General features: G+C 64.1%; 13 protein-coding genes. 9 read left to right on the forward strand and 4 right to left on the reverse strand.

The features are described 5' to 3' along the window. Window positions 1-50 precede the first annotated feature (50 nt). The 7 genes from leuC (at window position 51) to KZO25_RS04785 (ending at window position 7508) form a co-directional block, all read left to right on the forward strand. Window positions 51-1442 carry a 3-isopropylmalate dehydratase large subunit gene (gene leuC, locus KZO25_RS04755; protein ID WP_410505372.1) on the forward strand — a complete coding sequence of 464 codons (1392 nt, stop codon included), beginning with the start codon at window positions 51-53 and terminating at the stop codon, window positions 1440-1442. Window positions 1443-1455: 13 nt separating this feature from the next. Further along, window positions 1456-2094, forward strand: coding sequence for a 3-isopropylmalate dehydratase small subunit (gene leuD / locus KZO25_RS04760; RefSeq protein WP_223136070.1), 639 nt, complete (start codon window positions 1456-1458; stop codon window positions 2092-2094). A 95-nt stretch (window positions 2095-2189) separates the two neighbouring features. Beyond that, on the forward strand, window positions 2190-3191 hold the full coding sequence (gene dctP / locus KZO25_RS04765; protein ID WP_066452094.1) for a TRAP transporter substrate-binding protein DctP: 1002 nt from the start codon (window positions 2190-2192) through the stop codon (window positions 3189-3191). Window positions 3192-3270: 79 nt separating this feature from the next. Next, window positions 3271-3777, forward strand: a complete 507-nt coding sequence (locus tag KZO25_RS04770; protein ID WP_066452093.1) for a TRAP transporter small permease — start codon at window positions 3271-3273, stop codon at window positions 3775-3777. Then, window positions 3777-5090: a TRAP transporter large permease subunit gene (locus tag KZO25_RS04775; RefSeq protein WP_223136071.1), complete on the forward strand. Its 1314-nt coding sequence runs from the start codon at window positions 3777-3779 to the stop codon at window positions 5088-5090. Before KZO25_RS04770 ends, KZO25_RS04775 begins: the two co-directional genes overlap by 1 nt. Before the next feature lie 537 nt (window positions 5091-5627). Then, window positions 5628-7313, forward strand: a complete 1686-nt coding sequence (locus tag KZO25_RS04780) for a sodium:solute symporter family protein (protein ID WP_223136072.1) — start codon at window positions 5628-5630, stop codon at window positions 7311-7313. A gap of 66 nt (window positions 7314-7379) precedes the next feature. Continuing rightward, complete coding sequence (locus tag KZO25_RS04785) at window positions 7380-7508, forward strand: putative transporter small subunit (RefSeq protein WP_220250810.1); 129 nt, start codon at window positions 7380-7382, stop codon at window positions 7506-7508. Between the two features lie 76 nt (window positions 7509-7584). Here the strand turns inward: KZO25_RS04785 and KZO25_RS04790 are convergent, their stop codons facing one another. Beyond that, window positions 7585-9063, reverse strand: a complete 1479-nt coding sequence (locus tag KZO25_RS04790; protein WP_223136073.1) for a protein adenylyltransferase SelO — start codon at window positions 9061-9063, stop codon at window positions 7585-7587. Between the two features lie 129 nt (window positions 9064-9192). Next, on the reverse strand, window positions 9193-9882 hold the full coding sequence (locus KZO25_RS04795) for a GntR family transcriptional regulator (RefSeq protein WP_066444354.1): 690 nt from the start codon (window positions 9880-9882) through the stop codon (window positions 9193-9195). Window positions 9883-10079: 197 nt separating this feature from the next. Here KZO25_RS04795 and KZO25_RS04800 point away from each other — a divergent pair, with 197 nt between their 5' ends. Both KZO25_RS04800 and KZO25_RS04805 read left to right on the forward strand, forming a co-directional pair. Then, window positions 10080-10841 (forward strand): haloacid dehalogenase type II, encoded by a 762-nt coding sequence (locus KZO25_RS04800; protein ID WP_262488841.1) that lies wholly within the window; start codon window positions 10080-10082, stop codon window positions 10839-10841. A 17-nt stretch (window positions 10842-10858) separates the two neighbouring features. Next, window positions 10859-11806 (forward strand): D-2-hydroxyacid dehydrogenase family protein, encoded by a 948-nt coding sequence (locus KZO25_RS04805; RefSeq protein WP_223136074.1) that lies wholly within the window; start codon window positions 10859-10861, stop codon window positions 11804-11806. Window positions 11807-11881: 75 nt separating this feature from the next. Here the strand turns inward: KZO25_RS04805 and KZO25_RS04810 are convergent, their stop codons facing one another. Both KZO25_RS04810 and KZO25_RS04815 read right to left on the reverse strand, forming a co-directional pair. Continuing rightward, on the reverse strand, window positions 11882-12370 hold the full coding sequence (locus tag KZO25_RS04810) for a hypothetical protein (RefSeq protein WP_223136075.1): 489 nt from the start codon (window positions 12368-12370) through the stop codon (window positions 11882-11884). After that, entirely contained in the window at window positions 12367-13881 is a 1515-nt protein-coding gene (locus KZO25_RS04815; RefSeq protein ID WP_066444338.1) for a tripartite tricarboxylate transporter permease, read from the reverse strand. Before KZO25_RS04815 ends, KZO25_RS04810 begins: the two co-directional genes overlap by 4 nt. Window positions 13882-13894: the final 13 nt, after the last annotated feature.

Raw genomic sequence — 13894 nt, forward strand, 5'->3', positions numbered from 1 at the left:
TATAGCGGGATGAAAATAACACAACCTCGGCAAAACGAACCGACATGACAATGCCAACGACACTGTTCGACAAGGTGTGGGACGCCCACGAGATCCATCGCAGCGAAAGCGGCGAGAGCCTGCTGTGGATCGACCGTCACTTCGTGCATGAGGGCTCCTTCCACGCCTTCAACAAGCTGCGCGAGCGAGGCCTGCCCGTGGCGCGGGCCGACCTTACTTTCGGTATCGCCGATCACTACGTGCCGACCCTGACCCGCCGCCTCGACGACATCGACGATGCCAAGGTCCGCGGCATGATCGAACAGTTGGCAGACAACACCCGTGAACATGCCATCACCCTGTTCGGCCTGGACGACCCCCGCCAGGGCATCGTCCATGTGCTGGGGCCCGAGCAGGGCCTGACTCAGCCCGGGCTGCTGATGGTCTGCGGCGACAGTCACACGTCCACCCACGGCGCCTTCGGCAGCGTTGCCTTCGGCATCGGTGCCTCGGAGGTGGCCCATGTACTTGCCACCCAGACCCTGTGGCAGAGCCGCCCCAGGCAGATGCGCCTGACCGTGGAGGGCACCCTGGCCCCCGGCATTACCGCCAAGGACATCGCCCTGACCTGGATCGCTCGCCTGGGCGCCGACGGCGCCCGTGGCCACGCCATCGAATATGCCGGCAGCGCCATCCGCGGACTCTCCATGGAGGCACGACTGACCCTGTGCAACCTCTCCATCGAGGGCGGCGCCCGCTGCGGCATGATCGCCCCGGACGACACCAGCTTCGCTTATCTCGAGGGTCGCCCCTGGGCGCCGGAAGGAGAACGACTGGAACAGGCCATCCGCTATTGGCAGACCTTGAAGAGCGATGACGGGGCCCGCTTCGACCGCGACATCACCCTGGACGCCGCCGAGATCGTTCCCACCGTGACCTGGGGCGTATCCCCGGAAGAAGCCCTGCCCATCGACAGCTGCGTTCCGGATCCCGCTACCCAGAACGACGAGGGCAAGGCACGCCAGATGCGCGACAGCCTCGACTACATGGGTCTCACCCCCGGCCAGAAGCTGACCGATATCGCCATCGACCGGATCTTCATCGGCTCCTGCACCAACGCCCGCATCGAGGACCTGCGCGCCGCAGCCGAGGTGCTGCAAGGTCGGCGTAGCCGCGTGCCCGGCATCGTCTCTCCCGGCTCCACCCAGGTGAAGAAGCAGGCGGAAGCCGAGGGGCTGGACACCGTCTTCCGGGAGGCGGGACTGGAGTGGCGGGAGTCGGGCTGCTCCATGTGCGTGGCCATGAACGGTGACCTGGTGCCCAGCGGCGAAAGGTGTGCCTCGACCACCAACCGCAACTTCAAGGGTCGCCAGGGGCCTGGGGCCAGAACCCACCTGATGTCGCCGGCCATGGTGGCTGCCGCTGCCGTGGCCGGCCATCTGGCCGACATCCGCGCGCTGTAACGGGAGGACTGAGATGACACCCATCAAGATTCTGGACACCCTGGCCTGTCCGCTGGCCCTGGCCAACGTGGATACCGACCAGTTGATCCCGGCGCGCTTCATGAAGGAGCCGCGCAGCATCGGCTACGGCCAGTTCCTGCTGCATGACCTGCGCTACGATGAGCGCGGCAGCCCCCGTCCGGACTTCATCCTCAATCATCCTAAGGCCGAGCAGGCCCAGATCCTCGTGGCACGACGCAACTTCGGTGGCGGCTCAAGCCGTGAAGCCGCTGTCTACGCCTTGGTGGACCATGGCTTTCGCTGCGTGATCGCCCCGAGCTTCGGTGACATCTTCTCGTCCAATGCGGTGAACAACGGTCTGCTTCCGGCCACGCTGCCAGAGACCGATATCGAGCGCCTGCTTGCCCACCTGGGCAGTGAGCCCGGGCCGATGCGGGTAGACCTGGAAGAGTGCCGCGTCCGTGCCGGTACGCTCGACCTGAAGTTCGAGATCGCTCCCAGCTGGCGCACCAAGCTGCTGAACGGCTGGGACGACATCGACATGACCCGGCAGCACCAGGCGAAGATCGCCCGATTCGCGGCCGACTATGCGCGCCGACACCCCTGGCTCGAGACACCGCCAGGCGACGCCACGATCATTTCCAGAGGGTGATACCAGGCCCTTGCCCGGCTTGTGCATGCACTGCGTGATGCAAGCCTCCAACAACAATCGGCAACATCCGTACCATCCCATCGAGGAGAACAACGATGAACAAGCAACTACTGGCCACCCTTGGCGTAGCGACCCTGCTCGCCTCCACCCACGCAGCGGCCGTGGATCGCATCAGCGCAGTCCATGCCTTCCCTCCCTCACTGATCTATACCCAGAGCTTCCTCGAGTTCGTGGACAAGGTGAACGAGCGCGGTGAAGGCGTGGTACAGATCGATGTACGTGGCGGCCCCGAGGTCATCGGCCTATCGGAGCAGCCCGACGCGGTCCGCAACGGTGTGGTCGACATGGCCTATACCGCGGCCAGCTTCTACGCCGGCACCGTACCGGAGCGCGATGCCATGGTCGCCTCGAACACCAACGCCATCCATGCCCGCGAGAACGGCGGCATCGACCTGCTCAACGAGATACACCAGGAAAAGATGGGCACCTATTACCTGGGCTGGTTCGACAGCGGTGTCAGCTACAACCTCTACACGATCAACGAGCCCCGCCTGGACGACGACGGCAACCTGAGCGTCTCGGGAATGACGCTGCGCAGCAACCCGGTCTACGACGCCTTCTTCCAGGACTACCTGGGCGCACAGCCGATCAGCCTGCCCACCACCGACGTCTACTCGGCGCTGGAGCGCAACGTGGTCAACGCCACCGGCTGGACCCAGATCGGCCTCAAGGACCTCAACTGGGATCGCTTCCTGAACTACCGGATCGACCCCGATTTCTTCTCCACCGACATGGGCGTCATCCTCAACCTGGATAGCTGGAACGCTCTGAGCGAAGAGGCTCGCGAGATCCTCCAGGAAGTGGCCATCGAGCATGAGCGCGCAAGCGCAGAACGTTTCGAGGTGCTGGCAACGGAGCAGCTCGAAGAACTGGAAGCCGACGGCATGCAGGTCTTCCGCCTGGAAGGCGAAGCCGGCGAGCGCTTTTCAGAAGCAGCCCGTGAAGCCACCTGGGAGCGCATGCGTCGCCAGATGGAACGTCACCCCATGGGCCTCGAGCACTATGACGAGCTGATCGAGAAGTTCAACGACCTCTGAAGCATGACGAGCCGGCCGCCAGGCGGCCGGCTCTCCTTCCTGTTCCCGCCTGGCTCGCTGCCGGGCCCTGGATGACGCTATGCGATACGCAACCCGCGCCTATCTTCTGCTGCTCAACGGCATGGCCCTGCTGGCCGCCATCATGCTGGTGTGGCTGATGGTCGCCATCGTGCTCTCCGTGGTGATCCGCAACCTGGGCCTGCAGCCCTCTGCCTGGTTCTTCCTCTCCACCGAGTACGCCATGTTCTATCTGACCCTGCTGGGTGCGCCCTGGCTGGTCAGGCACAAGGGGCACGTGCATATCGAACTGCTCACCTCAATCCTGCCACCGCTGGCCCTGCAGGTATTGAGCCGGCTGGTCGCCCTGCTCTGCGTGACGGTCTGCGTGGTATTGGCCTGGAAGGGCTATGACCTGGTGATGCTGAACCTCCAGCGCAGCGACTATGACGTGCGCGCCTTCTTCGTACCGAAGTGGATCCTCACCATCGCCTACCCGGTCTGTTTCTCTCTCATGGCCATCGAATTCGCCCGCTTCGTGGTGGGTCGAGACATTCTTCACAGCGGCGAAGCGGGGATAAAAGAATAATGGAATGGTATCTGGCCCTGGCCTTTCTCCTGGCCCTGATCCTCGGCTTCATGGCCATCGGTACGCCCATTGCGCTGGCGTTCCTGGCCGCCAACGTCATCGGCGCCTGGTACTTCATGGGCGGACAGAACGGCATCATCCAGATGCTGAACAACGGCTTCGGCGCCCTGTCGAGCTTCAACCTGGTGCCGATCCCGCTGTTTCTGCTGATGGGCGAACTGTTCTTCCGCACCGGCATGGGCATGAAGATGTTCAATGCCATCGACCAGCTGATGGGCAAGGTGCCTGGCCGGCTCTCCTATGTCACCGTCGTGGGGGGTACCGGGTTCTCGACCCTGAGCGGCTCCTCCATGGGGTCCACGGCGCTGATGGGCTCGCTGCTGGTGCCCGAGATGGAGCGCCGCGGCTACAAGAAGCACATGGCCATCGGCCCGATCCTGGGCACCGGCGGCCTGGCCATCATCATTCCACCCTCGGCGCTGGCGGTACTGCTGGCCACCCTGGCCAAGATCGACATCGGCGCCCTGCTTATCGCCGGCATTCTGCCGGGCCTGGTGCTGGCCTGTCTCTATATCGCCACCATCTGGATCCACACCCGGATCGACCCCTCTGCCGCCCCCAACTACGAACTGGAGCCGGTTCCCCTCAAGCAGAAGCTGAAGCTGATTCTCACCGACATCGTGCCGATGATCAGCGTGATGGTGCTGATCGTGGCGCTGATGCTGATGGGCTTCGCCACCCCTTCCGAGGCGGCTGCGTTCGGGGCCCTGGGCGCCATGGTGCTGGCCTTCGTCTTCCGCTGCATGACCTGGGAGGCGTTCAAGCTATCGGTCACCGGGGCACTGAAGGTCACGCTGATGGCCTACCTGATCGTTTTCGGCTCCGCCACCTTCAGCCAGCTGCTGGCCTTCTCCGGCGCCTCCAGCGGACTGATCCAGTGGGCCACCAGCTTCGACCTGGCACCCATCCTGATGCTGCTGGCGATGTTCGCCGTGCTGCTGGTACTCGGCACCTTCATGGAGCAGATCTCCATCATGATGCTGACGGTGCCGTTCTTCTTCCCGCTGGCGCAGGTGCTGGGCTTCGATCCGATCTGGTTCGGCATCATCGTGCTGCTGGCCCTGGAGATCAGCTTCTCGACGCCACCGCTTGGGCTGCTGCTGTTCGTGATGAAGGGGGTGGCCCCCAAGGGCACCACCATGCGCGAGATCTACGCCGCGGCGATTCCCTATATCCTCTGCTCGATGCTGCTGGTCGCCCTGCTGATCGCCTTCCCGGCCATCGCCACCTGGCTTCCTGGAATGATCAACTGAGCCCGCAGCGGGATCGCAGCCGACATTTCGGCGCAACTAGACGCAATTTTCCGCCGATTCGGCACCGATTGGACTTTTTCAGGATAGATCAGTAGGGTATACGACCCTTGGATCAGGCAATAATACTGATAACCGATCCCTGACAGGTCCCGCCATGGGACACCCTGGTCTTGCCTACATGCAGACTGGATCACCGGTACTCTCGACTGTACGTCGTCGACGCCATCGATAGAGAAGGAATCCATGTCGCGCCACTACGCCGATGAAGGACGGTGCATGCCGCGCCGCCCGCCCCCCGACCTCGCCGCTGCGGGGTAATGCCTGACTGACGGCATCGTCTTGCCGTGCCTGATCGATAGCACCCGAGGCTGCGCCACGCCTGGCGTCAGCCTGCTTGTCTCTGCGCTAATGCCTGAGCGCTGATCAGCCTCAAGCCGCCTTTGGGCCTGGCCCCCCCACAGCACCATCACTGCGTCCGGCATGTCGACCTGATCGACCGGCCCGGGCGTGTTCGTTCCATCCACCGAGGGATTGCCCTTGAACAGCGAATCGCTCTATCAATTTTCGACCCTGACCGTCATCTTGCTGCTGCTCGCCTTCTACGGCGGCACCTACCTGATGACGCTGGGCATCCGCAAGAAGAACGAAGACGCCGACGCCTTCATGGTCTCCAACCACCGCGTGGGCTTCGGCATGGGCGCCGCCAGCATGACCGCCACCTGGATCTGGGCCGCCTCCTTCTACGCCGCCGCCACTTCCGGCTATACCTACGGCGTCTCTGGCCCCATTCACTACGGACTGTGGGGGGCACTGATGATCCTGTTCATCTACCCCTTCGGCCGGCGCTTTCGCAAGCTCGCCCCCAATGCCCACACCCTGGGCGAACTGATCCACGCCCGTCACGGCTCCTCCAGTCAGCTGATCCTGGCGCTCTCCAACGTGCTAGGCAGCGTGATCAGCCTGATGGTCAACTTCACCGCCGCCGGCGCGCTGGTCTCGGTGCTCTCGCCGCTGTCGTTCCAGGCCGGGGTGATCATTGCCGGCTTCGGCGTGCTGCTCTATACGCTGTGGTCGGGGTTCCGCGCCTCGGTGATGACCGACTTCGCACAGCTGGTGGCGCTGATGGCGATTGCCATCGTGATCATCCCCGCGGTGTTCTTCGCCATGGGCGGTCCCAGCGAGCTGGTGGCTGGCCTGGATAACCTGACGGTCGAGCAGGCCAACCTGTTCTCCATGGATGCCATTCTCTACCAGGGCGCGCCCTTCTTCGTCGCCGTGCTGGCCTATGCGATCGGTAACCAGACCATTTCCCAGCGCCTGTTCGCGGTGAACGAGAGCCATATCAAACCCACCTTCATCACCGCGACCATCGGCTACGGTGCCATCGTCATCGGGCTGGGCATGATCGGCCTGATGGCGCTGACCCTGGGCGTCGAGCCAATGGGCGGCGACATGAACAACCTGATCCCGCAGATGGTGTCCGGCTATCTGCCGCCGCTGTTCATTGCGCTGTTCTTCATCCTGGTGATCGGCTCGCTCTCCTCTACCGCCGACTCCGATCTCTCCGCGCTGTCGGCGATCATGATGGCCGATGTCTACGGCAAGAACATCGCCCGCGGCAAGGCCGACCCCAAGCGCATGCTGCTGGTGGGCCGCCTGACCATGATCGTCGCCACCGCGGTGGGCATCGTCTTCGCCAGCTTCTCGCTGGATATCCTGGTGATGCTGGTGTTCGTCGGCGCGCTGTGGGGCGCCATCGTCTTCCCGGTCATCGCCAGCTGCTTCTGGAACCGGGTCACCAATCAGGCCTTCACCACCTCGGTACTGGTGGCCATGGTGCTGTTCTGCCTGGCGCGCTTCGAGCTGCTGCCCATGAGCGGCGCCAGCGGCCTGTTCTTCGAGGTGCTGGCCAGCATCGGTGGCGGCGTGATCATCGGCCTGATGGTGTTCGGCTTCCTGGGCCGCATCGCCGGGTTCATCGCCGCCGCCCTGGCGCTGGTGGCGATGCTGGTGTTCGCCACCGACTTCCTGCGCGACTACACCGTACTGCTGGCCTCGCTGACCGCCTATGGCGCCAGCACCCTGGTCTGCGTGGTGATGAGCCTGATGAGCCGCCAGGAAGACTTCGACTTCGCCACCATCGGCGAGCGGGTCGGCGACTACGACACCCACGAACCCAGCGTGCAGGAAGGCGACGTGGCCACGGCCAGGCCGGCCGTCTAGCCCGGATCGTTAACTTGAGCCTACCGCGGTGCCGCTGGCCGGCACCGCCACAGTGGAGAATTTGACATGAATGCACTCTATGGTTTCTACGTGCTGATCTGGCCCGCCATCACCCTGGGGGTGCTGGTGGTGATCTGCCGCGCGGTGATGCGCGACCGCCGCAAGGCGAAAGAGGAGCAGCGCGAGCTGGTATGAACCGCGCCGTATGACCGCAACGGGCCCTGATATCAGGGCCCGTTTCGTATCGGTTCTACATACCTTGGGGTGAGTTTCAGGTGCCGCAGAAGGTGCGAAAAACTCGCTCGCGTGGCGATGCCGGCAGGCTGTAATCCTCGCGGCCGGGCTGCGCCTCGAATGGCCGGGTGACCACCGCGAGCAGCTCTTCGAAAGGCGCGAAGTCGTCCTCGTCGATGGCTGAGGTCAACGCCTGCTGGACCCGGTGGTTGCGGGGAATGTAGGCGGGATTGACGAGCCGCATCTGCCGGGCCCGCTCGGTGGGCGCCGCCGGCTCCTGGGCCAGGCGTTCGCGCCAGCGCTCGAGCCAGGCCTCGATCAGCTCCGGGCGCTCGAACAGGTCGCCGAGGGCGCTGTCCGCTTCGCCGGATTCGGCCGCCTCGCAGAGCTGTCGGAAGGTCAGGGTGAAGTCGGCATGCCCCTGGTGCATGGCATCCAGCAGCGACTCGGCCAGCGCCCGGTCGCCCGCCTCCTCACGGGCAAGACCCAGCTTGGCACGCATCACGGCCAGCCATTCGGCCTCGTACTGTGCCTCGAAGGCCTTGATCACCTCGGTGGCCCATTCCACCGCTCGCTCCTGGTCACTGTCGATCAGCGGCAGCAGGGTCTCGGCCAGCCGCGCCAGGTTCCACTGGGCGATCCAGGGCTGGTTGGCGTAGGCATAACGCCCCCCCTCGTCGATGGCGCTGAACACGGTCCTGGGATCGTAGGTTTCCATGAAGGCACAGGGGCCGTAATCGATGGTCTCCCCCGACACGGTGGTGTTATCGGTGTTCATCACGCCATGGATGAAGCCGACACCCATCCACTTCGCGATCAGTGCCGCCTGCCGCGCCTGGATCGCCTCGATCAACGCCATGTAGCGCTCATTGCCGGACAGCCTGGCCAACTCGGGGTAGTGGCGCTCGATCACATGATCGGCCAGCTCGCGAATGGCATCGGCATCGCCACGAGCGGCAAAGTACTGGAAGGTGCCGACACGGATATGGCTGCTGGCCACGCGGGTCAGGATCGCCCCCGGCTCGGGAATGCCACGGACCACCCGCTCTCCGGTGGTCACCGCCGCCAGGGCCCGGGTGGTGGGAATCCCCATGGCGTGCATGGCCTCGCTGACCAGGTACTCCCTCAGTACCGGCCCCAGTGGCGCACGACCATCGCCGCCGCGGGAGAAGGGAGTGCATCCCGCCCCCTTGAGCTGGATATCGCGCAGCCGGCCTTGCCGGTCCGTGACCTCACCCAGCAGCACCGCTCGGCCATCGCCGAGCCGGGGCACGAAGCCGCCGAACTGGTGGCCGGCATAGGCCTGCGCCAATGGTTCGGCCCCGGGCGGGACCACATTGCCGGCAAACCATACGGCGGCCTCTTCCCTGTCGAACGCGCCCAAGTCGAAGCCCAGCTCTTCAGCCAGGGAACGGTTGAAGGCCACCAGCCGGGGAGACGCCACGGGCACGGGATCGAAAGACGCGAAGAAGCGCTCGGGAAAGCGAGCATAGCGAAGGGTAAACGGGGGAAACATGGCGGCTCCAAATAGCGACTGGGCACGTAAAGCGGGGTTCACTCTGGTATGACAAGGCACCCCGGGCAACATTCCCTGCGCGCACCTCGGCCTGGCGGCATAGAGTGAATAGACAACGCAGTCTAGCGCCTATGAAGTGTCGCGGCTCTCCTGCCGGCCCCATGGATGACTCTCCTTCACGCAGGCCGCAAAGCGCAGCTGTGCTGCCCGCGCCGCCAGCAGATGGGCCCGCATGACCGATGCCGCCCAATCCCCATCGCCAGCGTCCAGGGCACGCAGCAGTTCACGGTGGTGGTTCATGCTGCCGGCCAGCTCCTCCTGGGTATAGTGGTGATAGCTGCGACGCGAAACCGGCACCTGCACGATGGTTTCCAGCAGGCGCTGAAGGCGCGGACTCCCCGCCGCCGCCATGAGCCTGGCGTGGTAGTCATCATTCAGAACGGCAATCGCCTCAAGGGCATTCTCCCCCATTTCCCGACACAGCTCTTCCATCCGTTCGGCCAACGACTCGAGCTTGTCCAGCTGGGCACGATCGATGCGGGAGGCCGCCCGACGCGCCACCTGGGGCTCGAGCAGGACCCGCAGCTCGAACACCTCTTCCACGTCGCGCTGGGTCCAGGAAACCACCTGGGCACCGTGATGAGGAATGGCCTCTACCCAGCCATCCGACACCAGACGCCTCAGGGCTTCGCGGATCGGCGTGCGGCTAAGTTCCAGCTCCTGGCCGATGGCCGCTTCACGCACATAACTTCCCGGAGGGTATTGCCCGTCGAGGATACGTTTCCTGATGATCTGATAAACGCGATCGGCAGCGGTCATTGATTGGCTCCTTGCAGTGAGGACGCGTCCCGGTGCGCCTCTTCGGCCCGACTGTCTGCTGGAAGTCGACCAAGGTTGCAACGTTAATCGTACACAACTATTTGCATGAGAAGCACTGTAGGCCTACATTTGGCGGAAATCGAGCCGAATTGCATACAATTAGAATGTGAACCAGCATCTGACAAGGAAGTGATGGCATGAGCCTGACCCCACCACAGCTCGCCGATATACGCTGCCTGGCATTTGACGTCTTTGGCACGGTGGTCGACTGGCGAAGTAGCGTGATACGCGAAGGTGAGTCCCTCGGGCAGGCCCGCGGACTGGAAGTGGACTGGGCCGCCTTCGCCGACGCCTGGCGCGCGGGCTATGTCCCGTCGATGAGCCGGGTTCGCCAGGGGCGCCTGTCCTGGACCTCGCTGGACCAGCTGCATCGCATGACCCTCGACCGCATCCTTGAGGATTTCGGCATCACCGGGCTGTCGGAAGCCGACAAAGCCAATTTCAATCGCGTCTGGCACCGGCTCAAGCCCTGGCCGGATGCCGTGGGCGGCATGCACCGCCTGCGCGAGCGGTTCACTCTGACCACCCTTTCCAATGGCAACATGGCGCTGCTGGTCAACATGGCCAAGCAGGCCGGCCTGCCGTGGGACTGCGTCCTCTCGGCCGAGCTGGCCCGACACTACAAGCGTGACCCTGAGGTCTACCGCATGGCAACCCGGCTACTGGATCTGAGCCCGCAGCAGATCATGATGGTGTCCGCCCACCAGGACGACCTCAACGCCGCAAAAGACGAGGGACTGCGCACCGTCTTCGTGATGCGCCCGCTGGAATTCGGGCCGCAAGCCACGCCCGACCTGACGATCGACCCGAGCTTCGACTACGTAGCAAACGATTTCCACGACCTGGCCGACCAGTTGCTGAGCCGATCGGAAGCTCGCCAATCGCTGGCCCTTTCATAGTCATCAAGGACTACCGAATGAAGATCGTGATACCCGATGACTATCAGGACTGCGTGCGCACCCTCGATGCCTTCGCCAAGCTGGAAGGCCAGGATGTCACCATCCACAACGATACGGTGACCGACCTGGATGCCCTGGTCGAACGCTTCCACGATGCCGAGGCGCTGGTGCTGATCCGAGAACGCACACCGATCACCGCCGAACTGCTGGCGCGCCTGCCCAACCTCAAGGTGATCAGCCAGACCGGTGGCGGCGCGACCCATGTGGACATGGATGCCTGCCGCCGCCACGGCATCACGGTCATGGCAGGCACCGGCTCGCCCCATGCCGCCGCCGAGCTCACCTGGGGGCTGGTCATGGCCGCCATGCGCCATATTCCCCAGGAGTTCGCGAACCTCAAGGCCGGACGCTGGCAGCGCACCCTGGGCACCGGGCTGAAGGGCCGCACCCTGGGCATCTTCGGTTACGGCAAGATCGGCAAGCTGATCGCCCGCTACGGCCAGGCCTTCGACATGAAGGTGCTGGTGTGGGGGCGCGAGGGCACCCGGGCGCGAGCCGCCGAAGATGGAATCGAGGTCGCCACAAGCCAGGAAGGGCTGTTCGAGCGCAGCGACGTGCTGAGCCTGCACCTGCGATTGAACGCCGATACCCGCGGCATCGTCACTGCCGATCATCTGGCACGCATGAAGCCCACCGCCCTGCTGGTCAACACCAGCCGCGCCCCGCTGGTCGAGGCTGGCGCCCTGGAGGCGGCGCTGCGCGCCGGACGGCCTGGCCAGGCCGCCGTTGACGTGTTCGACGTGGAGCCGGTGACCCACCACCCGCTGCTCGAGCTGCCCAATTTCCTCGCCACGCCCCACCTCGGCTATGTGGAGAAGGACAGCTACGAGCTCTACTTCGGCGATGCCTTCGACAACCTGCTCACCTTCGCCGCGGGCCGCCCGGTCACCAACCTGGCCGAGTGAATCGACACCACCTGCCCACGGCGGCCTGCCGCCATGGGCCGCGCAGCATCCAGCCTTCGTGCAAAACCCTCCGCTCTAGAACAGCAAGGGCGACGGCAGCGTCATGCCGATCATCTTGATGAACAGCAGCCATACCGCGGCCCCCATCAGTGGCGGCACGATCAGCAGCCCCTTCAGGCTGAGATTGGGCGCCAGCACCGCGATCAGCACGGCATTGAACGCCACGGTGGAGACAATCAGCCCCAGGTTGAGCACCAGCCAGAAGTAGATGATGGCGCCACCCAGCATCAGGCCCGAGGAGAGGCCGATGGCGACCAGGTCCTGGTCCCTGGCATCCGGCCGCTCGAGCGCCGACGCTCGTTTACGCAGGGTGAAGAACCCCAGCATCGCCAGCACCCAGAACCCCGAGCCGATCAGGAAGTAGTAGGCCGTCTGCGGCATGATATAGGACGGCACCAGGGGTGCCGGCCGCCAGGCCCCGTACTGGATGTGGATCAGGCCCGCGATACCGAGTGAAAGCATGACCGCCGCCGAAAGCAACTCTTTCACGATTGTGCGATTCATTTCTTGGCCCTCAAGGCGAAGGTGAACAGCAGTATCAGTGCGAAGGCAGCCACGTAGAAGCCGATTGCAATGGGGCTCTTGATCAGCACTGCCCAGTCACCACCGCCCATGATCATCGACTGACGCAGCGCCCGCTCGGCCCCCGGTCCGATGATGAAACCAAGCACCAGCGGCGCCAACGGAAAGCTCATCAGCCGCAGGGTCACGCCCAGCGCTCCGGCGAAAAGCAGCACCCATACATCCACCACCGAGTTGTTGGCCGCGTAGGTGCCGACAATGGCCAGGATGAATACCCCCGGTATCATGAAGCCAGGCTGGATCATGGCGATTCGCGAATAGTAGGGCAGTAGAACCTTGCCCAGTACCAGGTTCACCAGGTTGGCAAAGATCAGCGTCAGGAACAGCGCATAGATGATCTCCGTGTTGTCGGTGAGCAGGCTTGGCCCCGGCGTCATGCCCATCAGGATAAAGGCCGCGCCGAACAGGGCCGCCGTGGCGCTTCCTGGAATGCCGAAGGCGAACAGCGGAATGAAGGTTGAGCCAGCCGTGGCACTGTTGCCGGACTCGGCGCTGGCGATCCCCTCCAGCGACCCCTTGCCGAAGTCCTCGGGCTTGCGCGAGAAACGCTGAGCCAAGCCATAGCTCATGAAGGCCGCCAGCGACTGCCCCGCCCCCGGTAGCGCACCGATGAAGGTACCCACCGCCGCACCGATGTAGGTGGCCTTGAGGGTGAACTTGAATTCGGCCCAGGTGAGCTTGTCCTTTCTGATGTCATAGCCCTGCAGCAGGCTTGCCTGCTCGGCAACGTCGTCCATCAGCTTGTCGACCTTGCGCCGCCATAGCTTCGAGCCCTGGATGACCACCTCGGAAATGGCAAAGATACCGATCAGCACCGGGATCAGGCTCAGCCCACCGGAGAGTCCCGGCATGCCGAAAGTGAGTCGCGTCGCCCCGGTGATGGGATCCCGGCCGATCATGGCCAGCAGGATACCGATGGCGGCCACCGCCAGGCCCTTGGCCACCATGCCCTGGCTCAGGGCGGCGATCAGGATCAACGAGAAGGCATACAGGGCAAAGAACTCGATCGGCCCGAAAGTCAGCGCCACCGCCGCCAGCGGTACGGCGATGAAGATCAGCACCAGGTCGCTGGTAGTATCGCCGATGACCGAGGAGTAGAGCGCGGTGTGCAGCGCCTTGCTCGGCTTGCCCTTGAGCTTGGCCTGATAGCCGTCGATGCTGGTAGCCGCCGCACCCGGTGTCCCGGGGACACCGAAGGAGATCGCCGCGATCGAACCGCCGAACAGCCCCCCCTTGTAGATGCCCACCAGCAGGCCCATCGCCATGGCCGGTTCGAGAAAGAAGACGAAGGGCAGCAACAGGGCGATGGCCATATCGCCCGACAGGCCCGGGATGGCACCCAGCGTAATGCCAAGCAGCACCCCGAGCATCACGTACATCAAGACATAGGGATGAAAGGCCAGCGCACTGGCCTCAATGAGAAGATCAAGCATCAGCGCTCTCCGG

The organism is Halomonas sp. ANAO-440, assembly GCF_019915905.1.
GTDB lineage: Bacteria > Pseudomonadota > Gammaproteobacteria > Pseudomonadales > Halomonadaceae > Halomonas > Halomonas chromatireducens.

Bases quoted from the DNA above. Each gene is read 5' to 3' on its own strand.
- leuC (WP_410505372.1), top strand. From the start codon at position 51: ATGCCAACGACACTGTTCGACAAGGTGTGGGACGCCCACGAGATCCAT.
- leuD (WP_223136070.1), top strand. From the start codon at position 1,456: ATGACACCCATCAAGATTCTGGACACCCTGGCCTGTCCGCTGGCCCTG.
- dctP (WP_066452094.1), top strand. From the start codon at position 2,190: ATGAACAAGCAACTACTGGCCACCCTTGGCGTAGCGACCCTGCTCGCC.
- KZO25_RS04770 (WP_066452093.1), top strand. From the start codon at position 3,271: ATGCGATACGCAACCCGCGCCTATCTTCTGCTGCTCAACGGCATGGCC.
- KZO25_RS04775 (WP_223136071.1), top strand. From the start codon at position 3,777: ATGGAATGGTATCTGGCCCTGGCCTTTCTCCTGGCCCTGATCCTCGGC.
- KZO25_RS04785 (WP_220250810.1), top strand. From the start codon at position 7,380: ATGAATGCACTCTATGGTTTCTACGTGCTGATCTGGCCCGCCATCACC.
- KZO25_RS04790 (WP_223136073.1), bottom strand. From the start codon at position 9,063: ATGTTTCCCCCGTTTACCCTTCGCTATGCTCGCTTTCCCGAGCGCTTC.
- KZO25_RS04795 (WP_066444354.1), bottom strand. From the start codon at position 9,882: ATGACCGCTGCCGATCGCGTTTATCAGATCATCAGGAAACGTATCCTC.
- KZO25_RS04800 (WP_262488841.1), top strand. From the start codon at position 10,080: ATGAGCCTGACCCCACCACAGCTCGCCGATATACGCTGCCTGGCATTT.
- KZO25_RS04805 (WP_223136074.1), top strand. From the start codon at position 10,859: ATGAAGATCGTGATACCCGATGACTATCAGGACTGCGTGCGCACCCTC.
- KZO25_RS04810 (WP_223136075.1), bottom strand. From the start codon at position 12,370: ATGAATCGCACAATCGTGAAAGAGTTGCTTTCGGCGGCGGTCATGCTT.
- KZO25_RS04815 (WP_066444338.1), bottom strand. From the start codon at position 13,881: ATGCTTGATCTTCTCATTGAGGCCAGTGCGCTGGCCTTTCATCCCTAT.